Origin of the sequence: Microbulbifer marinus (genome assembly GCF_900107725.1) — a bacterium.
GTDB lineage: Bacteria > Pseudomonadota > Gammaproteobacteria > Pseudomonadales > Cellvibrionaceae > Microbulbifer > Microbulbifer marinus.
In genome coordinates this window covers 96,246-120,869 of sequence record NZ_FNQO01000003.1, presented here as the reverse complement: position 1 = coordinate 120,869, position 24,624 = coordinate 96,246, and the positions used below count along the sequence as shown (strand labels likewise).

Here is a 24,624-nt window from a genome sequence, read left to right as displayed (position 1 = left end):
GCTAACTTGTGCTGGTGCGTATATTACGGTGCGTCTATTTGCGCCGACATGATAACGATTTTCGTATCTGAATTTCCTATTGTCCGATCTGAGACAGTCTCTAAAGCGATTTTGCTATTCGCGATTTGCGGGATGTCTAGCTGCCGCAGTCGGTGCAAAGTTTAGAGTAGTTGGCGCAAGCGAGGCACGCGGGCAGCTCCGCCGATGTCCACCAGTTTCGATGTCGGCTGTTACTGTGACAATGAAAAGTGCGGCTATCATGGTGTCTTGTGGCCGCCGCGGCCGGGGAGAACAGCCGAGTTCCTATCGCCCCCCCGGATTGACCTCACCCCTATTCGCGTAGAGGTGGACTTTGGTGACTTCCATATCCGTATCTTGAAGCGCCTGCTACGCTCAGCTGCTATAGATATTACTCGCTCGTAATTGTTGACCTTTGCGCTGTAGTTAGCGGTTGAGCTGGTACGGCCACGGATAATGTGGCGCCTGTTCACCGTGTGAAGAGACTGGCAGGACTGGAATATGGATGGAACCGAGGTGAAGAGCTTCGCCGAGCCGGATGAAGTGCGGGAGTTTCCCAACGGGAAGGTTGAACTCCTGAAGATTGGTGGCGGTGTCGTAGGGCGCGCCACCTTCGAGCCCGGTTGGCGCTGGTCTGATTCTCTGCAGTCTATTGCCGGCACGGATAGCTGCGAAGCGCCGCACTTTCAGTATCATGTTTCCGGCGTGCTTAAAATCCTGACAGATGAGGGGACCGTGCTGGAGTGCAAGGCCGGCGATGTCTCGCTGCTGCCGGTGGGGCACGATGCCTGGGTCGTCGGCGATGAACCCGTCGTCGTTGTCGACTTTCAGGGTATGTCGGATTTCGCTGTGCCCGGATAGTACGCGCCGCCTGAACCCACCCATTTTACGCCAGCGCCTGCTGCCCCACGGGTCGTCCGGATCCGGTCGCGCTGGATTGATGCCTGTCTCGCCTCCCGTGCCCTGGGGCGGCCCCGCCGCCTGCCGTTTGCCCTATCGCTGAGCTGCCCCCAACAGGGATATACTGCGCAGCAGTGCCATTCGTGCCTGCCCACTTTGGAGACCTGTCATCCATGCAGAAGACGGAAGAGTTTATCGACCTGTTAAAAGTCCTGATCCGCAGCCCCAGTGTGGTGGGGGCAGAGCACTCGTTTTTCCGGGTGCTGCAGCGGGAGCTGGAAGAGCGGGGGGCGAGGGTGACCTGGTACGAGGGCCTGCTGGTGGCCCAGGGAAGCAAGCCCGGCACCGCGATGTTTTCCGCCCACATAGACCGCCATGGTCTTATCTGTACCGGGCCGAACGAATTCCAGTACGCGGCCTTTGTTGCCGGCAACCGCTCCGACCTGCTGGGCAATTCGGTGTCGGAAAAGCTGATGCGGAAAATCGTCGACCGTTTCCAGGCCGTGCCCGTGACCGCGTACGAGCCCTGGTCTGGTTCCTACTTCGGCGCGGGCGTGATCAAGCGCACTTATGTGTGCGAGTACCGCAACAACCTGATCTTTGAAGTGGACGGGCTAGAGCACCTTGTGGCCGGCACCCCGGTGGCCTTTACCGATCACCTGACTATCAATGACGGTATCCTGAGTGCGCAGCTGGATAACGTGCTGACCGCCGCGCACCTGGTGCACCTGTTCGCGCTCGGGTTCCAGGGCACGGCATTCTTTACCGCACAGGAGGAGGCGGGCAGTAGCTGGCGCTACCTGCTCGAGTGGTTCCGCCGCTTTAATGGTGGCACCGACAAGCTTGTGGTGGTGGATACCAGTCCCTACCCCGACCGGGCGACCGCCGACCAGCAGAAAGTCGTGCTGCGCCGGCGCGATGTCAATGCCCCATTCCATGCCGGCGCCACGGCATTGCTGGAGGGGTTGTGCCGCGAACACGGCATCAGCTTCGGCTACAAGGATGCCTATATCGAGGAGCAAAACCGGCTGGCGTTGGCGCAGGGCAATGAGCCCCAGTCGCTGGGCAGTACCGAGATGGGCCGCATAGCCGCCGCTTCCAATGGCTTCGTGCAGGGCACCACGCTGCAGATACCCACCACCGGTTACCACACGATGGAAGAGTCTTCGACGCTGGAGTCGAACCAGGCCTTCAGCCAGCTGCTGACGCTGATCAGCGCAGAATACGGGGCCTTTTGACTCTCAGCCGCGATCCGGGCGGTCGGAGATGATCAGGCCGCTGTCCGGATCCACTTCCAGCGCCCGCATCTTGCCGCCGTAGCGGGCTCTGATCTTCCAGTGGCCGCCGACGAATCTCACATCGGTAATCGGGCGGAAGCCGAGGCCGTGCAGTTTGCTGCGGATTGTCGACAGGTCCAGCGCTTTGGCCGAAAGTTCATCGTCGTACAGGTCCCGACTGTCGTAAATGCGGGCCGGCGAGTTGGCATTCAGGTCCGCCGGTATCGGAAAGGTGAGGGCGTTTACGAGCAGTACCGTTAGGAAAAACTCATGCCTGGTTCCTGACTACCCGGGCGCTTCATTGGCAATGTCAGGCGCGTTAAGCCACAACGGCATCGCGATTCGATTTGTGAATAAAAAATCGCGCGCTCAAACAAAAAGGCCCGGCACTTGGCTGGGCCTTTTTCAGTTTTACGCTTAGCGGGTCATCCGCAGCATCAGGTCCATGATTTTATTGGCCGTTTTGCCATAGGGCGGCATCAACAACTTTAGGGGATCCAGCGGCCCCTGGTAGAACACCGGGCGCAGTTTGGAGAAGGTGATAAAGCCCTCGTAGCCGTGGTAGTGGCCCATGCCGCTCTCGCCGACGCCGCCGAACGGAATATCGTGCTGGCCCACGTGCAGCACACAGTTGTTGACCGACACCCCGCCGGAAATCGCGCGCTCGATATAGAAGTCGCACAGCGACTTATCGTTGGTAAACGGATAGATCGCCAGCGGCCGGTCGCGCCCATTGATGTATGCGATCACCTCTTCGCGACGGGTGTAGGTCTTGATCGGCAGCAGCGGCCCGAATATCTCTCGCTGCATCACTTCCATGTCGTCGGTGACGTCCAGCAGCAGGTGTGGCGGGAACTTGCGCAGCCCGTCGTCGCGGCTGCCCTGGCCACCGGACAAGTCGATCACCGTAGCACCCTTCGCGCGGGCGTCATCGAGGCTTGCCCACAGGCGGCGGTAGGAGGTGTCGTCGATGACCGAGGTGTAGTCGCGCCCCTGCAGGTCCGGATAGCGCTTCTGTACCAGCTGCCTGGCCTTGTCGACAAAAGCCTCCACGCGCTGCTCCGGCAGGAACAGGTAGTCCACGGTGGTGCAGATCTGCCCGGCGTTCATCAGCTTCCAGAACATTACCCGCTCGGCGGCGGTTTCGAGCGGAAAGTCGGGCGCGACGATCGCCGGCGACTTGCCGCCCAGCTCCAGAGTGACCGGGGTCAGGTTGTCGGCGGCGGCACGCATCACCGCGCGACCGGTGGCAGTGGAGCCGGTGAAAATCAGGTGATCAAACTTCAGGCTGGAAAACAGCGGGCCCGTGCCGCCACTGTCTGCCACGAACGCGAGTTTGTCCTCGGCAAAGTAGTCGCCGCTGATGTCTTGCAGCAGCGCTGCCAGCCGGCTGGAATTGGTCGACATCTTCACCATGGCGCGGTTGCCGGCGGCGAATATGCTGGTGAGCGGCGCAAAGGTCAGGTTGACGGGGAAGTTCCACGGCACTATCACGCCGACGACGCCCAGTGGTTGCGGAATCACGCGGTTAGACGAAGTGGGGAAGGCGGTGAAGTCGATATGGCGGCGCTGGGGCTTCATCCATTTCTTCAACCGTTTGATCGTGTCCTTGATACCGTCGAGCACCGGGTAGAACTCACAGAACAGGGTCTCATTGCGCGAGCGGTTGCCGTAGTCGGCGCAGATCGCCTGGACCAGCGCCTCCTGGTGTTCGCGCAGCATGCGCGCCAGGGTTTTCAGGTCCTGCACCCGCTGGCGGTAGTCGGGCACGGGGTCGGCGAGGTAGGCCTGGCGCTGGGAGTCGAGCAGGTTTTGCAGCAGCGTCTTGTCGACATCCTGCCGAGTCAGGGTCTCTGTGGTCATGGCGTCACCCGAGGGGAGTTGTTGTTATCAGCTATCGAGACTAACCGATTCGGGGGGATCGCGGTTGACCGATCGCGTCGGCTATTTGACAGATCGCGCAGGTGCCGCCGGTTGCGCTGCCATCTGCCTGCGCCAGGCGGCGGGGCTGGCCCCCATGATGCGCTTGAAACCGCGGGTCAGGGCACTCAGTTGGCTGTAGCCGACCAGTTCGGCGATCTCTGTCAGGCTCAGGTCGCCATCCAGCATGTAGGTGCACACCTGCTCGGTCCGCGCGCGGTCGAGCAGCTGCTGGAAACTGGTGCCCAGCTGGCCCAGCCGCGCCTGCAGGGTGCGGGGTGCCATGCCGATATTTTCCGCGACGGTTTCCAGGGTCACCGGGCCGCGTGGCAGCAGGTTGGTGATGAGCCACAGCAGGCGCTCCTGAAAGTCGTCCAGCTGTTTCTTCTTCAGGAAGCCGTCGATCAGCCCGCGCATTTCCGGATTGGCGCCGACCACGGGTCGGTCGAGATAGCTGCGGTCGAACACCAGACCGTTGCAGTCGCTGGCGAATACGATCGGCGCATTCAGGGTCGCGTTGTAGGGCGCTATGGAAGTCGGTTCCGGACCGCGCAGGTACACCGAGCGCAGGGCTACTCTCTCGTTGAGCAGGAAGCAGATGATGTTGTAGGCCGCGATCAGGGTGTTGTCGTTGTGTTGGCGTGATTGGGCCTGGGGGCCGTCGAGCCGGTAGGTGGCTCGTAGGTAGGCCAGGTCGTCCCGCTCCTCGAGCCAGGCATCGAGGCCCTGCACCGCCTGGCCGATGGATGTGCTGATGGTGGTCAGCGCGTCGCGCAGCGTCGGGCACTGCTGCACCAGCAGCCCCAGAGCGCCGAGCATGGAAATGTTCTGCCGTTGCGCCAGTTCCAGCCCGAAGTGCTCGCAGCCGCTGCACTCGGCGCCCAGCTCTAGCAGTTCCACCTTGGTTTCGAGCGGAATCATCAGGTCGGGCCTGTCCAGGTAATCGGCCGGCAGGGACAGGCGCGCGAGCAGCTGGTCGGCATCGACCCCGTAGCTCTGTAGCAGCTTCTTGTATCCCGACAGCGCACTGGCGCGAACCATGGGCAGCATGCAATGGACTCCACACAAATTCAGCGCTGATTGTACGTGATTGTCGACGGATTGACGTCGAGCATCGGGGGGCGTTTCGCACAGGCCGCTGCGGCCGGAGAGCAGCGTCCCCGGCCGCAGGGGGCGGATACATCAGTCGTCGTCAGGCTCGTCGGCGAGTATTTCGGCGGTATTGGGATCCACCTCGAGTTCACGCTTCTCCGCGCCCTTATAGGCTTCCACTTCCCAGCGACCGTTTTCGAGCGTGACACCGATGATCGGCGTAAAGCCCTGCTGCTCCAGTTTGGTCAGCACTGTAGACAGGGCCATGGCACCGGGCGGTGGCTTCTCTTCTTCGGCAACGGCCGGCTGCAGTGCCGCGGCGGCGATGGTCGCCGCTAACAGTTGCTTGATCGGCAGCATAAAAGCTCCTCCGATTTTCTGAAAAGTTGGCTTTACTGCGCGGGAGTGCCGAGGCGCTGTTGCACCATGCTGCACCACTCGGCACTGCCGCCATCCGGGCCGTGGGCACCGTCGCCGCCGGTGAGTTTGTCGACGGCGATAAACCACTCGTCGCTACCCACCTCGGGCAGGCCGGACGGGTACTGTTCCGCCAGGTCGCCGTCGGGTCTGGACTGAATCTGCTCGTGGACCCAGGCAAACCACTCGGGCGTACAGATCTCCGGCGTCTCTGCGTCGGTGCCTTGCGGTGCTGTACCCGACTGGTCAGTAGTTGCGGTGCCGCTGTCGTCCTCTGGCGGAGTTATCGGCTCCTCCATTGCTTCGGTGGCCATTTCGCCGGGCGGGGTGCGCTCGACTTCGGTGGGGTCGTGGGTATCGCTCTGGCGGCCACAGCCGTTCAGAGCAACGATCAGTGCGATCAGGGGCAGGAAGCGGACCATGGGGCCTCCACAAGTTGCCATTGTGCCCCTAAGAATAGGTGGAATTGCGCGACATTGCCGAAAACCGGAATACCGGCGGGCGCGGTTGACTTTACCGGCGAGGCAAATGAGAATGCTTCTCAAATTAACCATAAGGTCATGGATCATTGATGGACATACGATCACTTTTCCGCACAGCAGTTGCCGTCACCGGCCTTTTTGCAGCGACGGCAACGGTTGCCGCCGAGCAGGTCAATATTTACTCCTACCGGCAGCCCTTTCTGATCGAGCCGGTACTCGACAAATTCACCGAGGAAACCGGCATCGAGACCAAAGTCGTCTACGCCGGCAAGGGCCTGAACGAGCGCCTGCAGCGGGAAGGGCGCAACAGCCCGGCGGATCTGGTGCTGACCTCCAACACCAGCAGCCTGATGGATCTGTTGGCCAAGGATCTGACCCAGCCGGTGCAGAGTGACGTGCTGGAAAAGAATATCCCGGCACAGTTTCGCGACGAGGCGGGCAACTGGTTTGGTCTCACGACCCGTGCGCGGCTGATTTACGCTTCCAAGGACCGGGTCAAGCCCGGCGAGATCACGCGCTACGAACAGCTGGCGGATCCGAAATGGAAAGGGCGTATCTGTACCCGCAGCGGCAAGCATCCGTACAACCTGTCCCTGTTCGCATCGATGATTGCCCACCACGGCGAGGCGGAAACCAAGAAGTGGCTCGAGGGCGTCAAGGCCAATCTGGCGCGCAAGCCCCAGGGTAACGACCGCGCTCAGGTGAAGGCGATCAGTGAGGGCGTATGCGACCTGTCCCTGGGCAACAGCTACTACTTTGGCAACATGATTACCAACACCGAGCAGCCGGAGCAGATCGAGTGGGCCAAGTCCGTCAACCTGGTGTTCCCGAATCAGCAGGATCGCGGCACCCACATGTTTATTTCCGGTGCGGCACTGACCAAGCATGCACCGAACCGCGACAATGCGATTAAGCTGCTGGAATTCCTCAGCGGCCCGGAAGCCCAGTATCTCTACGCGGAAAAGAATTTTGAATTTCCGGTGCGCCCCGGCACACCGCGCTCCGACCTGATCAACCAGTACATGGGCGAGTTCAAGGAAGACGATCTGAGCCTGACAGAGATCGGCTCCCATGTGCCGGCCGCCTCGCGACTGGTGGATGAGGTGGGCTTCGACTTCTAGTCCGGATATGATGGTCGCCCACTGACGGGCTACTGTATCGCGGCCCCCACCTGAAGGTGCGGGCCGCGTTGTTGATTTTATGACTCCAGTTTTTTCCCCCTCCCGCCGGCGTTCTTCCGGCCTGCGCTGGATACTGCCAGTTAGCACCATCGCGCTGCTGGTGGCACTGCCGGTGCTGTCTATTTTCTGGCTGGCGCTCTTTCCCGAAGAAAACATCTGGCCGCACCTGCTGGATACGGTGCTGTTTCACTATATATCCGCGACGCTGGTTCTTGCGTTTGGTGTAGGGCTATTCACGTTGCTGGCGGGCGTCGGCAGCGCCTGGCTGGTGACCATGTGCCGGTTCCCGGGGCGGCGTTTTTTCGAGTGGGCGCTGCTACTGCCGTTTGCGGTGCCGGCCTATGTCATCGCCTATGTCTATACGGATCTGCTGGAGTACGCCGGGCCGGTGCAGAAACTGTTGCGCGACTGGTTCGGCTGGCAGACGTCGCGGGATTACTGGTTTCCGGAGATTCGCAGTATGGGCGGTGCCATTGCGATGCTGTCGCTGGTGCTTTATCCCTATGTCTACATGCTCGCGCGCGCCGCGTTTATCGAACAGTGTGGCAGCATACGCGCGGCCAGCCGTTCCCTCGGCTGTACTCCCTGGCAGAGTTTCGTACGCGTTTCGCTGCCGATGGCGCGTCCCGCTATTGCGGTAGGCCTGTCGCTGGTTCTGATGGAGACACTGAACGATTTCGGCACCGTGGACTTCTTCGCGGTGCGCACCCTCAGTGTGGGCATCTACGATACCTGGTTGAGCCGCGGCAACCTCGGCGGCGCCGCGCAGATTGCCTGCAGCACTTTGGTGTTCGTGGTGCTGCTGATCGCGCTGGAGCGCATGGGACGGGCGCGGCAGAGGCACTTCGTGCAGTCGCCATCACGCAGCCGCGACAGCTATCGCCTGCGCGGCTGGCGCGCTGCACTGGCCAGCGCCTGTTGCGGATTGCTGTTGCTGTGTGGTTTCGGGGTGCCGCTGCTGGTGCTCGGTGGTTATGCACTGGCTAACTTTGCCAGCTACTGGACCGATGACTTCTTCACCATCGCGCTGAACAGCCTGTTGCTGTCGGCAACGGCGGCGCTGATCACCGCGCTGCTGGGGCTGCTGCTGGCCTATGGCAAACGGCTCTACCCGGTACGCCTGGTCAAATCCCTGGTGGGCTTTGCCAAGCTGGGTTACGCAATGCCCGGAGCGGTGATGGCCATCGGCGTGCTGATTCCACTGGCTGCCTTCGACAATGCGCTGGATGCCTGGTTGCGCGCGCAGTTCGATATTTCCATCGGCCTGCTGCTGAGCGGCAGCGTGTTTGCGATTGTGTTTGCCTATACCGCGCGTTTCCTCGCGGTGTCTGCCGGCGCGATCGAGTCGAGCCTCGACAAGGTCACGCCGTCGATGGACCGCGCTTCCCGTTCCCTGGGCCGCAATAGCTGGCAGACGCTGTGGGCGGTACACCTACCACTGGTGCGCGCGGGCCTGCTCAGCGGCGCGCTGGTGGTATTCGTGGATTGCATGAAGGAGCTGCCGGCGACCCTGTTGCTGCGGCCTTTCGGCTTCGACACGCTGGCGACTTACATCTACCAGTTCGCGTCCGACGAAATGCTGGAGCGTTCGGCGCTGGGCGCACTGATGATTGTGCTGGTGGGGCTGTTGCCGGTGATCCTGCTGAGCCGCTCGATGGGGCGGCGCAGTGGCGAGGCACAGGCGGAACTGATCGAGTCCGAGGCGCCGGCGCTGTAGATACGCATTTAGAGTCAAACCCTTACTGACGAGATAAACGTCGGACTTACGGTGTGAAAACGACGGGTGCGACGATACGCAACGGCACTTCACTACCCGGCGCAAACTGGAATTCCGCTCCCAGGGTTGCCTCGATAATGCGGCCGCCGGGCAGGCGAAATTTATACAGCGTGTCACTGCCGAGAAAATCGCGCGCTACGACCTGGGCGGTAACGGCGTCGGCGTGTTCGCCGGGTTGTATATCCTCGCTGCGCACAAACACCTGCAGCTGTTGTGCGGGCGCTTCGATCGCGGAGGGCAGATGGACTCTGCCGAGAGCGGTTTCGATCAGGTCCGGCTGCAGCAGTTTGCCTTCCAGCAGCGTACCGTCACCGACGATACGCGCCACCGCGGCAGTTGCCGGTCGGCGATAGGTAGTTTCCGGCGTATCCCACTGTTGCAGCAGTCCGCCGCTCAGCACGCCGAGCTTGTCACCGGCGACGAAAGCCTCGCTGCGGTCGTGGGTCACGATCACCGCGGCGGTCCCCTCTTCGCGAAGAATGTGTCGCACTTCCGCCGCCAGGCTGCGGCGCAATTCGGTATCCAGGTTGGAAAAGGGTTCATCCATCAGTAGCAGTCGTGGCCGCGGCGCCAATGCGCGCGCCAGCGCAACGCGCTGTTGTTGGCCGCCCGACAATTGATGCGGGTACTGCTGCGCAAAGCTTTGCAGTTGCACCAGTTGCAGCAGCTCGCGCACACGGGATTCGCGCTCTGCCTTCGGCAGCGATTTCAGGCCGAAGGCTATATTCTGCGCAACGGTCAGATGCGGGAAGAGGGCGTAGTCCTGGAAAACGACGCCGATATGCCGCTGCTCCGGCGGGGTGATGGCGGCGGGCGTGGAAATAGTACTGTCCGCCAGAGAGATGCGCCCCCGATACACGGGTTGAAAGCCGGCGATCGCGTGCAACAGGGTCGTCTTGCCACAGCCGCTGGGGCCGAGCAGGCAGGCGACTTCGCCCTCATTCAGGGCGAAGGAAACGGATTCGAGAATGACCTTGTTGCCGTAGCGGCATTCCAGGTCGGAAACTTCTAGCAGCGGGGGCACGGTGATCCTTGCGAAAAATTCTGGCCTGTTTACACGAGTTAGAGTGCGCCGAGGACGTCGACCATCGCCGTGGTGAGCTGGCCCAGGTCTTGTTCGGAAATCACATAGGGCGGCATGGTATAAACCAGTTTGCCGAAGGGGCGCAACCAGACGCCGCGCTCGATCAGGGCTTCCTGCACCTGCATCATGTTGACCGGTTCGCGCATTTCCACCACACCGATGGCGCCGAGACTGCGCACATCCGCCACCGCGGCGGAATCCTGCAGCGGTGCCAGTGCCTGGCGCATGTGGCTCTCGATTGCCGCCACGCGCTGTTGCCAGGGGCCGTGCAGTAACAAATCGATACTGGCGCTGGCCACCGCACAGGCCAGCGGGTTGCCCATAAAGGTCGGGCCGTGCATGAACACTCCGGCCTCGCCGCGGCAGATACCGTCGGCGACCTTGTCGGTGCACAGCGCCGCGGCCAATGTCATGGTGCCGCCGGTCAGTGCCTTGCCGAGCGTCAGGATATCGGGGCAGATGCCGGCGTGTTCACAGGCGAACAGTTCGCCGCTGCGGCCGAAGCCGGTGGCGATCTCGTCGGCGATCAGCAGCAGTTCGTGCTCGTCACACAGTTCGCGCACTCGGCGCAGATACTCCGCTGAATAAAAGCGCATACCGCCGGCGCCCTGCACGATCGGCTCCTGAATGACTGCCGCCAGCTCATTGTGATGCTGCTCGATCAGCTGTCGCAGTTCGGCAATGTCTTCGTCCGCGCAGGCTTCGCCGAATTTCGGTTGCGGCGCCGGGGCGAAGAAGTGCTGGGTCAGCTGGCCGGCGAACAGGTGATGCATACCGGTCACCGGATCGCAGGTGGCCATGGCCCCGAAGGTATCGCCGTGGTAGCCGTTGCGCAGGGCGAGCAGTTTGCATTTCTCGCCGCGGCCCTGGGACTGCCAGTACTGCAGCGCCATCTTGATGGCGACCTCCACCGATACCGAACCGGAGTCGGCGAGGAACACACGCTGCAGTGGTGCCGGTGTGATGGCCACCAGCTTCCGGCACAGTTCGATGGCCGGCTCGTGGGTGAGGCCGCCGAACATCACGTGCGACATTTTCTCCATCTGCGCCTGCATCGCGCTGTTCAGTTCCGGCACGTTGTAACCGTGCAGGGCACTCCACCAGGATGACATGCCGTCGATCAGGCCGCGGCCGTCCTCCAGGTAGATACGCACTCCCTCGGCGCGCTCGACCGGGTAAACCGGCGGCGGATCGATCAGGGAGGAATAGGGGTGCCAGATATGGTTGCGGTCGAAATCCAGATCCATAAATTCGCCAATTAAACATCGTTCAGTCGTCATTCCCGCGCAGGTGGGAATGACGATTCAAAAAACTTTTATGCCAGCTCCCGCAGCACCTGCAGCGGCGGCTGGCTGACCGAGCTGCGGCAGGCGAGGGTACCGGCACTGCCAACCAGCAGTGCTCCCGCCAGCGGGCCGACCAGCCACAGCATGGGGTGGAATACGAACGGCAGCTCGAATACCCGCTGTGATAGCACTGCGAGCGTCGCTTCGGCACCGGCGGCGGCGAGCAGGCCGGCGGCGACACCCAGCAGGCCAAACTCCAGGACGAGGCTCTGTAACAGCAGCCGGCGGCGGCCGCCCAGTGTGCGGATAATTGCCGCTTCCTGCAAACGCTCGGCGATACTGGCGCGCACTCCGGCGATCAGCACCAGTACGCCGGCCACCAGCATCAGTGCCATCACCGACTCGATGGCCAGGGACACCTGGGCGATGGTGTCGCGGATGCGCTGGATGATCTTGTCCAGCTCGATCACGCTGACGCTGGGGAAATTGCGCACCAGGTCGTTGACGAGCAGCTTCTGCTCCGGCGGCAGATAGAAGCTGGTGATATAGGTCGCGGGGAAGTCTTCCAGTGTGCCCGGGGCGAAGATCATGTAGAAGTTCGGGCGCATGCTGTTCCAGTCCAGCGAGCGGAAGCTGGCGACCGGGGCCTCGACTTCCAGGCCGCCGATGGAAAAGCGCAGCATGTCGCCGAGCGCCAGGTTCAGGCGTGCGGCCAGCTCGACTTCCACCGACACGCCTCTGTCGGTTTTGTCCCACCATTCACCTTCGAGGATGCGGTTGTCCGGTGCCAGGTTCTCGGTCCAGCTCAGGTTGAGTTCGCGGCGCAAGGCATTGGGTTCTCCGTTGCGCTGGTCTTTCTTGTATTCCTTCGCCGGAATGCCATTGATGGCGATCAGGCGCCCGCGCACCATCGGGTAGAACTCGGTACTGCCGATGTTGTTGTCCGCGAGCGTGGTCTGCAGTGGGTCGACTTCGTGCGGGGCGATATTGAACAGGAAGTGGTTGGGCGCCTGCTCCGGCAGCTGCATGCGCCACTCGTCGATCAGCGCGGTGCGCGCGAACACCAGTGCCAGCATCGCCAGCAGGCCGGTGCCGAAGGCGGCGATCAGCAGCGTATTGAAGGCAGCGCGGCGCTGCAGGCTGCCGAGGGCAATACGCCAGGCGCCGCCGAGGGATGACAGCCGGCCGCGCACCAGCAGCTGGTTGACCAGGGCGCTGCCGCCGACCAGCAGGGCCATGCCGGCAAACAGTGCGGTGGTAATCGCGAGGCTGCCGGACAGCCACCAGATCAGCAGCAGCATGCTGGTGGGGCCCAGCACCAGTCCCAGCCATTCGCGCCGGTCCGGGTTGCTCCAGTCGCGTCGCAGCGCCTGCATCGGGTCCGTGCGCGAGAGGCGGAACAGCGGCGGCAGGGCAAAGCCCAGTGCGCAGGCGAAGCCGGTGGCCAGGCCGACCAGCAGTGGGCTCAACTGGCTCGGTGGCGGCTCCACCGGGAAGAAGTCGGCCATCAGGTTGACGGCCTGGGACTGGATCAGGCTGCCGAGCAGCAGGCCGGTGGCGGTCGCTAACAGCGTCAGCGCGGTCAGCTGGCCGAGGTAGATGGCCAGAACCTTGCCGCGCCCGGCACCGAGACTCTTCATTACCGCGACATAGGCAGTGTGGCGCAGGCCATAGCGGCGTGCGGCCAGACCGACGGCGACGCTGGCCAGCAGTACCGCGAGACTGCCGGCGAGAAACAGGAAGCGCTCGGCGCGATCCAGGGCCGAAGCCACGCGCGGCTGCCCTTCGCGCAGGTCGATCACGCGCTGATGTTCGGTCAGCCGCGGCTTCAGCCATTTGAAATACTGCTCCAGTGCCCGGTCGTCGCCGGCGAACAGATAGCGGTAGCGCACGCGGCTGCCGGGCTGGATGACGCCGGCGGCGGCCAGGTCATCCACGTGCACCAGCAGTCGCGCGCCCATGTCGAACAGGCTGGTGCTGCGATCCGGTTCGCGGTCCAGCAGGCCTGTGACTGTCAGCGTGGTGTCGCCGAGTTGCAGGGTGTCGCCGAGTTGCAGTTCCAGCAGTGGCAGTAAACGGGGCTCAACCCAGGCCTCGCCCGGTGGCGGACCGTGCTGCACCTGTCTGCCCGGCGCGCCCTCGGCGCTGCGCATCTCCAGTGTGCCGAGCAATGGGTAGCCGTCGCTGACCGCCTTGACCGCGGCAAACTGGAACTGGTCCCCGGCGGCCACCATGGAGGCGAAAGTTACCGCCTCCGCCTGTTTTAGGCCCCGCTCGCGCGCCTCTTGCAGCCAGCTGTCATCCACGGGCCGGCTACTGCGCAACACCCGCTCGGCGGCGAGGAAGGTCAGCGATTGCTGCTCCATGGCCCGACTCAGGCGATCGGTGAAGTGGGCGATCGCGGTCACGCAGGTCACCGCCAGCACCAAGGCGGTGGCGATCAGAGCCAGTTCGCCGCCGCGCCAGTCCCGGAACAGCAGTTTCAGTGGCAGCATCAGATGGACACCTCGGAGAGGTTGTCATTGCCGTCCAGCGAGTCGGCCGCCGTTATTTCGCCGGCGGCCATACGCAGGTGCGCGCCGCAGCGCTGGGCGAGGCGCTGTTCGTGGGTGACCAGCACCAGGGTGGTATTGGATTCGGCATTGAGTTTAAACAGCAGATCGATAACCTTGTCGCCATTGCCGGCGTCGAGGCTGCCGGTGGGTTCGTCGGCGAACAGGATGCCGTCGCCGCCGCTGAAGCTGGCGAAGGCGCGCGCAATGGCAACCCGCTGCTGTTCGCCGCCGGACAGCTGCCGCGGGTAGTGGTGCAGGCGGTGTTCCAGGCCGACGCGGGCGAGGAATTCCGCGGCGCGGCTGGCGGCGCTGCGCTCGCCACGCAGTTCGCTCGGCAGCATGACGTTTTCCTGGGCGGTGAGCCCGGGCAGCAGCTGGAAGGTCTGGAATACGAAGCCGACGCAGCGGGCACGCAGGGCGGCGCGCTGCTCTTCGTCCATCGCAGTGATTTCCTCGCCGGCGAGCCAGATCCTGCCTTCGGTGGGTTTGTCGAGGCCGGCGAGCAGGCCGAGCAGTGTCGACTTGCCGGAGCCGGAGGCGCCGGTGATGGCCAGGCTCTCGCCGCGAGCGAGCTGCAGGGAAATATTATTTAATAGGGTCAGCGGCCCTTCGCTGGTGGCTACCCGGTGGTGCAGGTTTTCGGCCCTGAGCATGGCGGACATTCTTCTTCGCTCCCTCTGCTGGTACTGCGCTGATATGAACTGGAGAGTATGACATGACGACCGTTTTTTTTCGGCAGCTGCTCGCGCGATTCGGCTTGTTCCTGCTGCTTTCTGTCCCGCTGGGGCAGTCGCAGGCGAGCGCGGCGGATACGCTGCTGGTGTTGGGGGATAGTATCAGTGCGGCCTACGGCATCGATGAGGCGCAGGGCTGGGTACAGTTGTTGCGCGAACGGCTGGAAGAGGCCGACAAGCCGGTCAAAGTCATCAATGCCAGTATCAGTGGCGAGACGTCGTCCGGCGGGCTGGCGCGGTTGCCGCGACTGTTGCAGGAACATCAGCCGCGCTGGCTGATCGTGGAACTCGGCGGTAACGACGGCCTGCGCGGCTATCCGCCGCAGTCGCTAGCCCGCAACCTGCAACAGATGGTGCGGCTGGCGGAAAAGCAGGGCGCCGAGGTGCTGCTACTAGGCATGCGTATGCCGCCGAACTATGGGCGCGCTTATACCGAGGCCTTCGCGGCGGTGTATCCGAAGGTGGCCGAGGCAGAGCAGATTCCCCTGGTACCCTTTTTTCTCGAGCCGGTGGCACTGCTGGATGGGGCCATGCAGACGGACGGCATTCATCCCACCGCCAAGGCCCAGCCGGCGCTGCTCGACCACGTCTGGCCCTGCGTCCAGCTCTTGCTGGAACAGAGGGTGGACGATCAGTCGTGTACTCCGTGATCGAAATGCGTACAATCGCGGCCTGATTTTGGCTTTGTCCGGGTGCCTTTGTGGGCACCGTTTGGGTTACGTGGCGGCCCTGCTACCGGGATTCGTTTGCGGGACATGGGCTAGGCGCCCCCCAGTGAATACGTCCCTGTAAGCTCTCCGCGGCCATCCGTGGCCGCGCAAGGTCCCGCAAACGAATCCCGGCATCAGGGCCTTCGCATTAACTTTTAATTCAATTCCCAGGCCCAGAGTCCCGTAGTAAGAGAATCACCATGTCCGAACTGGAAAACCGCCGCGAGCGGCTGGAATTCAACAAGTTGCAGAAGCGCCTGCGCCGCAATGTGGGCCGCGCCATCGCCGACTTCAATATGATCGAAGAGGGCGACAAGATCATGGTGTGCCTGTCCGGCGGCAAGGACTCCTATGCGATGCTGGATATCCTGCTGAACCTGCAGAAGACGGCGCCGGTGCACTTCGAGCTGGTAGCGGTCAACATGGACCAGAAACAGCCGGGCTTTCCGGAGCATATCCTGCCGGAGTATCTGCAGTCCCTGGGCGTGCCGTACCACATCGTCGAGAAGGACACCTACTCGGTGGTGAAAGAGGTGGTGCCGGAGGGTAAGACCACCTGCGGCCTCTGCTCGCGGCTGCGTCGCGGCACCCTGTACGGGTTTGCCGAGGAAATCGGCGCGACCAAGGTGGCGCTGGGACACCACAAGGACGATATCGTCGAGACGCTGTTCCTGAACATGTTCTACGGCGGGCGCCTGAAGGCGATGCCGCCGAAGCTGCGCGCGGACGATGGCCGCAATATCGTCATTCGCCCGCTGGCCTACTGCCGTGAGGAGGACATCGCACGCTTTGCCGAGCACAAGGCGTTCCCGATCATTCCGTGCAATCTGTGCGGCAGTCAGGAAAACCTGCAGCGCCAGGCGATCAAGCAGATGGTGCGGGAGTGGGACAAGAAGTATCCGGGGCGCAGCGAGAACATTTTTGCCTCGCTCACCCGGGTGTCGCCGTCACAGCTGGCGGATCGCGACCTGTACGATTTCGAAAGCCTGGAACTCGACCGTAGCGAAGACGCGCCGGCGGCTAAGAGCGAACATTCAATGCAGCGACAGGTGCACTCTTGGATTCCAGATGGGGAGGAGTCCGGGGAGGAGCCTGCGGAGCAGCCGCAGTATATCGAGGCGCTGAATCTGTAGGATCGGCGCCATTGACCAGCTGCGCGTAGCTGCACTCAAAGTCATGTGCAGACGCAGAGGGGCCGTGGTGAAAATGCTGGTGCCACAGGCGCGCCATGGTGGCGACGTCGGTCTCTTCCACCTTGTAGATTTTCGCCGAGCGGTAGATTAGCCAGGCAATGGCGGTCGCATAGCGCAAATTGGTGGTCAGCTCGCTGTGGGGGTGATCGAGGAAATCCCGCTGGCTGGCCAGACCTCGTACCTTGGAGGCGAGGGCCGGGTAATCGATAAGATACTCGTCCCAAATTTCCCGGTGTGTATGTGGTTGAATTTGATAGATTCCCAGTCCGTGGCGCCGTCCCTGTTTGAGGTGGAAACCGAGCTGTGATTCCTGTGCTGCGGTTCCGAGGAGCAGGTTTTCCATACCCGGGCTCCAGGCTCTCAGATGCTTGAGGGTCGGACGGATGACCAGAAGCCGCAATTCGTCCAGACAAATACCCATAGTGTTGTCTTTTTTCCGCTTGTTGTTTCAATATGTAGTTTGCGGATTGAGCCGGCGCCACCTAATTAGTAGATTTAAGCGCAATAAACCAAAATATTAGCTGCCGCCCCTATTCTGAAGCTGGATATTGCACTAAAAATAAGCAAATTTCTGACTCGGAATTCCCCCTGCTGGGCGTTGCTTCATTCTAAGAACAAGGATTTTCTATGTCCGCACAATGGCTCATTGCCCTGACGTTCGTCGCCTACCTGGCTTTCATTCTGGTTATCGGTGTTTACGCGTATATGCGTACCAGGGACGCCAGTGACTACTTCCTCGGTGGCCGTTCGCTGCCGCCGGCGGTGGCAGCACTGTCCGCCGGGGCGTCGGATATGAGTGGCTGGCTGTTGTTGGGATTGCCCGGCGCGGCCTATGTCGCGGGCCTGTCGTCCGGCTGGATCGCGATCGGCCTGTTCACCGGCATCGTGACGAGCTGGGTCACAATGGCACGGCGGCTGCGCATATATACCTACGAGCTGGACGATGCCCTGACGGTGCCCGCTTATCTGCATCGCCGCTTCAACCTGGCACACCCGTATCTGCGCACCCTCTGTGCGATCTTTATCCTGCTGTTTTTCCTGTTTTACGTGGCTTCCGGGCTGATTGCCGGCGGTAAGCTGTTCGAGACGGTATTTGGTTGGGATTACCGCTGGGCGGTATTCATCGGTGCTGCGGCGGTGATTTCTTACACCCTGTTCGGCGGCTTTCTGGCGGTTTCGTGGACCGATGTGTTTCAGGGCCTGCTGATGAGTCTTGCGCTGGTGATCGTGCCGCTGGTGGTGATCACCGATGAAGGTGGTTTCGCCACTAGCTGGGTCAAATTGCAGGAGAAGGCCCCGGAGTTGACGCACTGGATGAGCGATAACACCGGTCAGGCGCTGGGAATCGTGGCCATCCTGAGTTCTCTGGCCTGGGGGCTGGGGTATTTCGGGCAGCCGCATATCCTCGCGCGCTTCAAGGCGGTGCGTAGCCCCGACGATGTGCCGGTGGCGGCGACCGTAGCCGCAGTCTGGTCTCTTTGCGGTTTTCTCGGCGCCATGGCGGTGGGCCTGTTTGGCCATCTGGAACTGCAGCAGACTCTGCCGGACGGCGAGCGCATTTTCATGGAACTGGTACAGGCACTGTTCCATCCGCTGGTGGCCGGCGTGCTGCTGGCGGCGATTCTGTCGGCGATCATGAGTACCGCCGATTCCCAGCTGCTGGTTAGTTCCGCCGCGCTGGCCGAGGATATCTATCATGTGTGGCTCGGTCGCGAGACCAGCCCGGAGGCGATGGTAAAAGTGGGCCGCTGGGCCGTGATCGTTCTGTCACTGATTGCCGTATGGGTGGCCATGGACCCGGATTCCAAGGTGTTGGATGTGGTGGCCTATGCCTGGGCGGGCCTCGGTGCGGCCTTTGGCCCGGCTATCCTGATCAGCCTGTACTGGTCGCGCATGACCGGTCCCGGTGCCATCGCCGGTGTGCTCGTCGGCGGTCTGACCGTGCTGATCTGGAAGCAGCTTTCCGGTGGGATTTTCGATATCTACGAGCTGCTGCCGGGCTTCATCCTCTCCGCAGCTGCTATCGTGATAGTTAGCGCAGTGACGAAATGTCCCGTAGCCGTAGCCGCTCGCCATCGCGAACTGCTGGATTGATTCCGGCGGGCTTACGGTTGCGGCATGGATTGAGCGGGATCAACTGCTGATAACTGCGCGCTGGACGCACCCGCTGGGCGGGTGCGACTGTTGTGAAGCGAAAAGGATTTCCACCCGCAGCAATTATTCAAAATAGCGGTTGGAGATACTGAGTGATCGAAGTCCACCTCGGTGATATCACTCGATTACAGGTCGATGTAATCGTCAATGCCGCCAATCAGCACCTGCAGGGCGGCGGTGGGGTAGATGGGGCCATTCACCGCGCGGCGGGGCCCGGCTTGCTGGAAGCCTGTCGCAAAATCGGCGGCTGCCCAGTGGGCGAAGTGCGCGCTACCCCGGCCTTTTCCATTCCCGTAAAACGCATCTACCACACGGTAGGCCCGGTATGGCGGGGCGGCAATCTTGGCGAGCCCGAGTTGCTGGCCAGTTGTTACCGCCAGTGCCTGGCGCTGGCGCGACGTGAGAATGTGCATTCCATTGCCTTTCCAGCAATAAGTTGCGGTGTCTACGACTATCCGCCGGAGCAGGCGGTAGAGATAGCCGTGGAGCAGGTGCAGCAGCATCTGGATCGGGACTGCGAGCCGCAGCGCATCGTGTTCTGCTGTTTCGATGAGGCCATGGCTGAGCTTTACCGTCAGCAGCTGGAGGCTTACGTGCGGCGATAGGCGGGCAGGACCTCAAGGCGCGGGGCGCGGTGGCGTTTTCGGTCATTGATTGTCGCCGAGCGGTGACTGATGATTAGCGCAGACAATAACAAGATGAGGAGAGATCAATGCGCAGCGCCGAGCAGTGGTTCGCCGAATACGGCGAGAGCCACCAGAACCCCACCAACAAGACCATTCACTGGATCGCCGTGCCGGTGATCTATGCGACCGTGGTCGGCCTGCTGTGGGCCATTCCGCAGCCGGCGTTTATGGCAGACGTCCCCTGGCTGAACTGGGCCGTGGTAGCACTGGTGCCGACGCTGCTGTTTTACCTGGCGATGTCATTCTCACTGGCCCTCGGTATGGCGGCAATCAGCGTCGTGTGCCTGTGGGGCTGGTCGGTGGTCGAGCGCCTGGGGATCTCCGTATGGCAGACGGCGCTGGCACTGTTCGTGCTGATGTGGATCCTGCAGTTTGTCGGCCACCATATCGAAGGCAAGAAACCCTCGTTTTTCAAGGATCTGCAGTTCCTGCTGATCGGCCCCGCCTGGGTGATCGGCTTTATCTACCGCATGCTCGGCATCAAGTATTGATAGTGCCGCGGCCGGCGTTCAATAGAGCGCCGACCGCGGGTTCCTCTCTGCACTAACGGTTGTAGTGCACCGGTACCTCCAGCGTTTCCTTCACCTGCTCCATGACCACGTAACTGGTACATTCCTGCACCTCGGGCAGCGTCAACAGCGTTTCGCCGTAGAACCTGCGATAGGCGCTCATATCCGCGACCCGCGCCTTGATCAGGTAGTCGAAGTTCCCCGATACCAGATAGCACTCCTGCACTTCCGGCAGCGCGGCCACCGCGTTGCGAAACTCCTCGAAGGCGTCCTGGGCGGAGCGGTTCAGGCGGATCTGCACGAATACCACCAGGGCCGCGTCGAGAAACTCCGGGTTGATCAGTGCCGTGTAGCCCTGGATGACACCGTCGCCCTCCAGCCGCTTGACTCGTTCCACGCAGGGGGTCGCGGTCAGCCCTACCTGTCGCGCCAGTTCCGCATAGCTGGTGCGGCCGTTTTTCTGCAATACCCGCAGGATATTGCGGTCGATGGTACTCAATTCACTGGCGCGCTTGTGCATACGGATAGCTCCTGGCGGGTCGCTTTGCTCAAAAAGCGGCCTACTTGACGTCTTGTATAGTGGATTCCACTGGCTCAGGCTGAAATCTAGCATAGATCCACTTTAAGTGCGGCCCTATACTGGGTGAAATCGCAGAGATAAGGCGCGCAACCGCCACGTCTGGCAACGGTGCGTTAGCCAATTACAAGAGGAGCAGAGAAATGTTGATTGGCGTCCCGAAAGAGATCAAGAACCACGAATACCGCATCGGCCTGACGCCGGCGAGTGTCCGTGAACTCATCAGCAACGGTCACGAAGTGATCGTGCAGAAAGACGGCGGTGCCGCCATCGGCTTTACCGATGAGATGTATGAGCAGGCCGGTGCCCGCATCATCGATACCCCGGAAGAGATCTTCGCCACTGCCGATATGATCGTCAAGGTGAAGGAGCCGCAGCCGCACGAATGCGAAATGCTGCGCCCCGGTCAGCTGCTGTATACCTACCTGCACCTGGCGCCCGACCCCAAGCAGACCGAGCTGCTGGTGAAGTCCGGTGCGACCTGTATCGCCTATGAAACCGTGACCGACCGCTTCGGCGGCCTGCCGCTGCTGGCGCCGATGTCTGAAGTTGCCGGCCGTATGTCCGTTCAGTGCGGCGCGCACCACCTGGAGAAAGCCCAGGGCGGCCTCGGCGTACTGCTCGGCGGTGTGCCCGGCGTGGCCCCGGCCAAGGTACTGATTATCGGTGGCGGCGTAGTGGGTACCAACGCGGCCAAGATGGCCCTGGGTATGGGCGCGGATGTGACCATCCTCGACCGCTCCCTGCCGCGCCTGCGTCAGCTGGACGATATTTTCGGCGGTGCCGTGCGCACTGAGTACTCCACCAACGACGCGATCGAGCAGCACGCGCTGGAAGCGGATCTGGTTATCGGTGCGGTACTGATTCCGGGCGCCGCGGCTCCGAAGCTGCTGACCCGCGACATTATCAGCCGGATGAAGAAAGGCGCTGTGGTTGTGGACGTAGCCATCGACCAGGGCGGTTGTTTCGAAACCTCCAAGGCGACCACCCACCAGGAGCCCACCTACGTTGTAGACGGCGTGGTGCACTACTGTGTGGCCAACATGCCCGGCGGTGTCGCGCGTACCTCCACCATGGCCCTGAACAACGCCACTCTGCCGTTCGCGGTGGCCCTGGCTAACAAGGGCGCCAAGCGGGCGCTGCTGGACGATGCCAATCTGCTGGAAGGCCTGAACGTTCACGCCGGCATGGTGACTTACCAGGCGGTGGCCGATGTACTGGGTTACGAATACGTCGACCCGAAACTGGCGCTGCAGAAGTCCGCGGTAGAGGAAGGCGCAGCGGCCTGAGGCGCTGCGGCTGGATAGAATACGCAGCCGCCTAGCGGCTGCAACCTGAGAAAGCATGCAGTGACGCGCTTGTCTATTTGAGCAGTCTTTCTCCCCCAGGGGCGCACCTTCGCGCCCCTCTCTGTGAGACCCGGTGGCGGGAGCCACCACATTATGGCCGCGTATTTACGCGGCTTTTTTATTTGTGTTCCGGTTTATTTCTTTTCATGGGGATTGCGGGGGCAGGCAAGTGCTTCTGCCGTGCTGCCCGCGCTGAAGAATGTAGGGCCGGTCAGGCTTGCTTGTCGCGCCCGGTCAGGCGGTACATCGCCAGGTACGCGACTCCGATCATCAGCGGAATGGCCGCGGTGGCGAGTAGGCCCTGCAAGGCGCTGTTGCTGGGATCCGGCACGAACACGCCCATCAGCGCTAGCCCGATCGCGATCGCAATCCACATGGTACCGACGCGGACATCCCGCTTGGGGTGAGCGCGGAAATTACCCAGCTGTTCGATCAGCTCCGGGGAGAGTTCATTGCCTTTGTCCACGGCGAGGCGGATCGTCTCCTGAGTCTCGGTGTTGGACTTGTGGCGGAAGTGCAGAATCATCCACACGATCACACCGACCAAAAGAAAAAATGCAAACGGGACCAGTAGGGCGAGGGTGCCTTCATTCATATTTTAGTGCTCCAAATTGGCGGCTGTGCCGGAAACCAGTAGTTCTGTACTAGTCGGACGCCTTGTCGTTGCCATTTGGTTGCAGTGGGAATTTCTCGCGGCTCAGTGGGAGAGCCCTCAGTGGGATGGGTAGAGTCGGCCCAGCAGGACCGGCAACACGGTCTCGACGCGCAGGATGCGCGGCCCCAGGTGAACGGCGTGGAAGCCGGCGGCCCGAAACTTCTCCACCTCATAGGGAATGAACCCACCTTCCGGCCCAACTGCCAGAGTGGTCGCATGGGGCGTATCCACAGGGCAGGGCTGCTCCGTGACCGGGTGTGCCACCAGCTTCTCCGTGCCGGCGGCAATCTCGGGCAGTTCGTCTTCCACGAACGGCTTGAATCGCTTGCGTAGCTCGATGCGTGGCATCTGCGTGTCGACCGCCTGCTCCAGTCCAAGCAAGCACTGTTCATACAGCTTCTCTTCCGCCAGCCAGGGCGTCTGCCAATAGGATTTCTCTACCCGATAGGCGTTGATCAGGAAAAGCCGCTTCACTCCCAGCGCGGTGACGTGCTGAATCACCCGCTTCAGCATTTTCGGTCTCGGCAGAGCCAGAATCAGGGTCAGGGGGAGGGGGGCGGGCGGCGTGCTGTGAAAATCCACCCGCAGTTCTACAGATTCGCTGCTAAGGGAGACAACCTCGCCGGTACCAATCTTGCCATCCAGCAGGCCGACGCGCAGCTGGTCTCCGACTGCGGCCCGGTGCACCTGCTGGATATGCAGCAGTCTGCGGTCACGCAGTTTGGCAATACCGGGCTCAACGAAGTCGTCTCTTTCAAGAATGATCAGGTTCAAAGTGTCACGCTCTCTGGCAGTAGGCGCAAAAACGGCAAGCCTTAGGATTTTGCCGAGGCGACAGCGCCCTTGCCAATACCCTCATAGGCGCGCACCCGCACCTCAGTGCCCGGACGCTCTGCCGAGATGGTCTCGGCGATATATTGGGCCAGTTGTTCGACGGTGGTATCGCAGTCGACCAGTTCGCAGTGGTTCGCGGGAATCGCGAGGGTGAAGCGGCCCTGCTGCGCCTGATAGGCAAAGTGCAGGGTTTGCTCGTCACTTTCCACCTGCAGGTCTTCACGGGTGCCCAGATAGATGTCTCGCCAGCGATCCGCCCAGTTGCTTTCCCACTCCCCGCTGCGCTCGCCGTCGAGAAAAATCTGGATCCGCGATCGGTGTCCGTGGGCGATGCGCTGGCAGTTACCCTCGTGTTTTTTTAAGCCGTGGCTGTAGTGGTAGTAGGGGGAGGCGATTTCTTCACAGGTAAAACTCAATTGCAGTTGCTCTACGCTGGTGGGGAACGCGGAGGCCAGTTGCTGTACGCTCCACGCCGCGACGCTGTCTGCGGTGACCGACTCTGCCTCCACGAACGCAAATGCCTGCTCGGGTCCGCTCACGGCGATCACTTCGCCGCTTTGCACCTGCCAGGTGATCCCAACGCCTTGCGGGTTGCGCTCCAGCTTGAGATGCGGCGAGCGGGTGGGGACCAACAGGCGATGATCCAGCTGGTCGTCGAGCCAGTGGCGTAGCGTCTTCTTCACCACGCCGAAATCGCACACCATGCCCTGGCTGTCCAGGGCGCCGTCCAGGGCCGCATTCGCCAGCCAGGTCTCGCCCACGAGACCGCGGCGGTAGTCCAGATAGCTGAAATCTACGTTGGTGAGATTGTCGACGAACAGGTGCATGAATAACTCTTGGCTGGGAGGACTTTTTACCGGAGTAAGACCGATCGCGCACAGTATAACCTTTTAGCGGGGCTGGAACTCGCGCCTTTCAGTCCTCGGCAAGCTCTGAATAAGTTCATGGCCTTCCCTGGCTTTCAGGATCCGCGGGAACGCTATGGACTTCTTTAGAGGTTCCCTTATAATCGCGCCCTCTTCGATGCTGATCGTCCGTCGATATCGGTCGAAGCCTGCAGTGGCGGCCCTTCCGGTCCCCTCGCAATGAACAGCTGTGAACCCCGCCAGGCCCGGAAGGGAGCAACGGTAGCAGTGGTATCATGTGCCGAGGGTGTTGCTGGTTGGGCTGCCTCCAATTCCCCCTCTCTTCTTCTGGATTGTCCCTCTGCTCTGAGGTACAGACAGCTCCACCC

At 61.8% G+C, this 24,624-nt stretch carries 22 protein-coding genes and 1 other RNA gene; 11 read left to right on the top strand and 12 right to left on the bottom strand.

Going from position 1 to position 24,624, the window contains the following annotated elements:
* Positions 1–519: 519 nt before the first annotated feature.
* Positions 520–879: a cupin domain-containing protein gene (locus BLW36_RS12495; RefSeq protein WP_091389002.1), complete on the top strand. Its 360-nt coding sequence runs from the start codon at positions 520–522 to the stop codon at positions 877–879.
* Positions 880–1,091: 212 nt separating this feature from the next.
* The gene (locus BLW36_RS12490; RefSeq protein ID WP_091389000.1) at positions 1,092–2,156 is read left to right on the top strand and encodes a peptidase M42; all 1,065 of its coding nucleotides are present in this window, start codon (positions 1,092–1,094) and stop codon (positions 2,154–2,156) included.
* A gap of 456 nt (positions 2,157–2,612) precedes the next feature.
* On the opposite strand, the gene BLW36_RS12485 is transcribed toward BLW36_RS12490, so the two are convergent.
* The 4 genes from BLW36_RS12485 to BLW36_RS12470 all read right to left on the bottom strand — a co-directional run bounded on the left by BLW36_RS12485 (position 2,613) and on the right by BLW36_RS12470 (position 6,046).
* Positions 2,613–4,058 (bottom strand): coniferyl aldehyde dehydrogenase, encoded by a 1,446-nt coding sequence (locus BLW36_RS12485; protein WP_091388997.1) that lies wholly within the window; start codon positions 4,056–4,058, stop codon positions 2,613–2,615.
* 81 nt (positions 4,059–4,139) lie between these two features.
* Positions 4,140–5,165, bottom strand: a complete 1,026-nt coding sequence (locus tag BLW36_RS12480; RefSeq protein WP_091388993.1) for an AraC family transcriptional regulator — start codon at positions 5,163–5,165, stop codon at positions 4,140–4,142.
* 132 nt (positions 5,166–5,297) lie between these two features.
* Positions 5,298–5,567 (bottom strand): PepSY domain-containing protein, encoded by a 270-nt coding sequence (locus BLW36_RS12475; protein ID WP_091388990.1) that lies wholly within the window; start codon positions 5,565–5,567, stop codon positions 5,298–5,300.
* A gap of 32 nt (positions 5,568–5,599) precedes the next feature.
* On the bottom strand, positions 5,600–6,046 hold the full coding sequence (locus BLW36_RS12470) for a hypothetical protein (protein ID WP_091388987.1): 447 nt from the start codon (positions 6,044–6,046) through the stop codon (positions 5,600–5,602).
* 149 nt (positions 6,047–6,195) lie between these two features.
* Here BLW36_RS12470 and BLW36_RS12465 point away from each other — a divergent pair, with 149 nt between their 5' ends.
* A complete protein-coding gene (locus BLW36_RS12465; protein WP_091388982.1) occupies positions 6,196–7,227 on the top strand; it encodes a Fe(3+) ABC transporter substrate-binding protein in 1,032 nt (343 codons plus the stop codon).
* A gap of 79 nt (positions 7,228–7,306) precedes the next feature.
* A complete protein-coding gene (locus BLW36_RS12460) occupies positions 7,307–9,004 on the top strand; it encodes an ABC transporter permease (protein WP_091388979.1) in 1,698 nt (565 codons plus the stop codon).
* Positions 9,005–9,050: 46 nt separating this feature from the next.
* Here the strand turns inward: BLW36_RS12460 and BLW36_RS12455 are convergent, their stop codons facing one another.
* The 4 genes from BLW36_RS12455 to BLW36_RS12440 all read right to left on the bottom strand — a co-directional run bounded on the left by BLW36_RS12455 (position 9,051) and on the right by BLW36_RS12440 (position 14,651).
* Entirely contained in the window at positions 9,051–10,088 is a 1,038-nt protein-coding gene (locus BLW36_RS12455; protein ID WP_244506248.1) for an ABC transporter ATP-binding protein, read from the bottom strand.
* A 38-nt stretch (positions 10,089–10,126) separates the two neighbouring features.
* Positions 10,127–11,395, bottom strand: coding sequence for an adenosylmethionine--8-amino-7-oxononanoate transaminase (bioA, locus tag BLW36_RS12450; protein ID WP_091388976.1), 1,269 nt, complete (start codon positions 11,393–11,395; stop codon positions 10,127–10,129).
* 68 nt (positions 11,396–11,463) lie between these two features.
* Positions 11,464–13,929 carry an ABC transporter permease gene (locus BLW36_RS12445; RefSeq protein ID WP_091388973.1) on the bottom strand — a complete coding sequence of 822 codons (2,466 nt, stop codon included), beginning with the start codon at positions 13,927–13,929 and terminating at the stop codon, positions 11,464–11,466.
* Positions 13,929–14,651 carry an ABC transporter ATP-binding protein gene (locus BLW36_RS12440; RefSeq protein ID WP_091388968.1) on the bottom strand — a complete coding sequence of 241 codons (723 nt, stop codon included), beginning with the start codon at positions 14,649–14,651 and terminating at the stop codon, positions 13,929–13,931. The genes BLW36_RS12445 and BLW36_RS12440 overlap by 1 nt, the downstream gene beginning before the upstream one ends.
* 53 nt (positions 14,652–14,704) lie before the next feature.
* On the opposite strand from BLW36_RS12440, the gene BLW36_RS12435 reads away from it, so the two are divergent.
* The 5 genes from BLW36_RS12435 to BLW36_RS12415 all read left to right on the top strand — a co-directional run bounded on the left by BLW36_RS12435 (position 14,705) and on the right by BLW36_RS12415 (position 19,957).
* The gene (locus tag BLW36_RS12435; RefSeq protein ID WP_091388965.1) at positions 14,705–15,373 is read left to right on the top strand and encodes an arylesterase; all 669 of its coding nucleotides are present in this window, start codon (positions 14,705–14,707) and stop codon (positions 15,371–15,373) included.
* Positions 15,374–15,633: 260 nt separating this feature from the next.
* Positions 15,634–16,566 (top strand): tRNA 2-thiocytidine(32) synthetase TtcA, encoded by a 933-nt coding sequence (gene ttcA, locus BLW36_RS12430; RefSeq protein WP_091388963.1) that lies wholly within the window; start codon positions 15,634–15,636, stop codon positions 16,564–16,566.
* Positions 16,567–17,253: 687 nt separating this feature from the next.
* On the top strand, positions 17,254–18,720 hold the full coding sequence (gene putP, locus BLW36_RS12425) for a sodium/proline symporter PutP (protein WP_091388960.1): 1,467 nt from the start codon (positions 17,254–17,256) through the stop codon (positions 18,718–18,720).
* 152 nt (positions 18,721–18,872) lie between these two features.
* The gene (locus tag BLW36_RS12420) at positions 18,873–19,385 is read left to right on the top strand and encodes an O-acetyl-ADP-ribose deacetylase (RefSeq protein ID WP_091388958.1); all 513 of its coding nucleotides are present in this window, start codon (positions 18,873–18,875) and stop codon (positions 19,383–19,385) included.
* A 107-nt stretch (positions 19,386–19,492) separates the two neighbouring features.
* A complete protein-coding gene (locus tag BLW36_RS12415; RefSeq protein ID WP_091388955.1) occupies positions 19,493–19,957 on the top strand; it encodes an Mpo1 family 2-hydroxy fatty acid dioxygenase in 465 nt (154 codons plus the stop codon).
* A 52-nt stretch (positions 19,958–20,009) separates the two neighbouring features.
* Here BLW36_RS12415 and BLW36_RS12410 read toward each other — a convergent pair whose 3' ends face one another.
* Positions 20,010–20,495, bottom strand: coding sequence for an Lrp/AsnC ligand binding domain-containing protein (locus BLW36_RS12410; protein WP_091388952.1), 486 nt, complete (start codon positions 20,493–20,495; stop codon positions 20,010–20,012).
* Between the two features lie 200 nt (positions 20,496–20,695).
* Here BLW36_RS12410 and ald point away from each other — a divergent pair, with 200 nt between their 5' ends.
* Positions 20,696–21,841: an alanine dehydrogenase gene (gene ald / locus BLW36_RS12405; protein ID WP_091388949.1), complete on the top strand. Its 1,146-nt coding sequence runs from the start codon at positions 20,696–20,698 to the stop codon at positions 21,839–21,841.
* Between the two features lie 271 nt (positions 21,842–22,112).
* On the opposite strand, the gene BLW36_RS12400 is transcribed toward ald, so the two are convergent.
* The 3 genes from BLW36_RS12400 to BLW36_RS12390 form a co-directional block, all read right to left on the bottom strand.
* Positions 22,113–22,496 (bottom strand): DUF6249 domain-containing protein, encoded by a 384-nt coding sequence (locus BLW36_RS12400; RefSeq protein ID WP_091388947.1) that lies wholly within the window; start codon positions 22,494–22,496, stop codon positions 22,113–22,115.
* A 117-nt stretch (positions 22,497–22,613) separates the two neighbouring features.
* Positions 22,614–23,330, bottom strand: coding sequence for a 16S rRNA (uracil(1498)-N(3))-methyltransferase (locus tag BLW36_RS12395; RefSeq protein ID WP_091388944.1), 717 nt, complete (start codon positions 23,328–23,330; stop codon positions 22,614–22,616).
* A gap of 41 nt (positions 23,331–23,371) precedes the next feature.
* A complete protein-coding gene (locus BLW36_RS12390; RefSeq protein WP_091388941.1) occupies positions 23,372–24,217 on the bottom strand; it encodes a 6-carboxytetrahydropterin synthase in 846 nt (281 codons plus the stop codon).
* A gap of 242 nt (positions 24,218–24,459) precedes the next feature.
* Here BLW36_RS12390 and ffs point away from each other — a divergent pair.
* An RNA gene (gene ffs / locus BLW36_RS12385) (signal recognition particle sRNA small type) lies at positions 24,460–24,557 on the top strand.
* Positions 24,558–24,624: the final 67 nt, after the last annotated feature.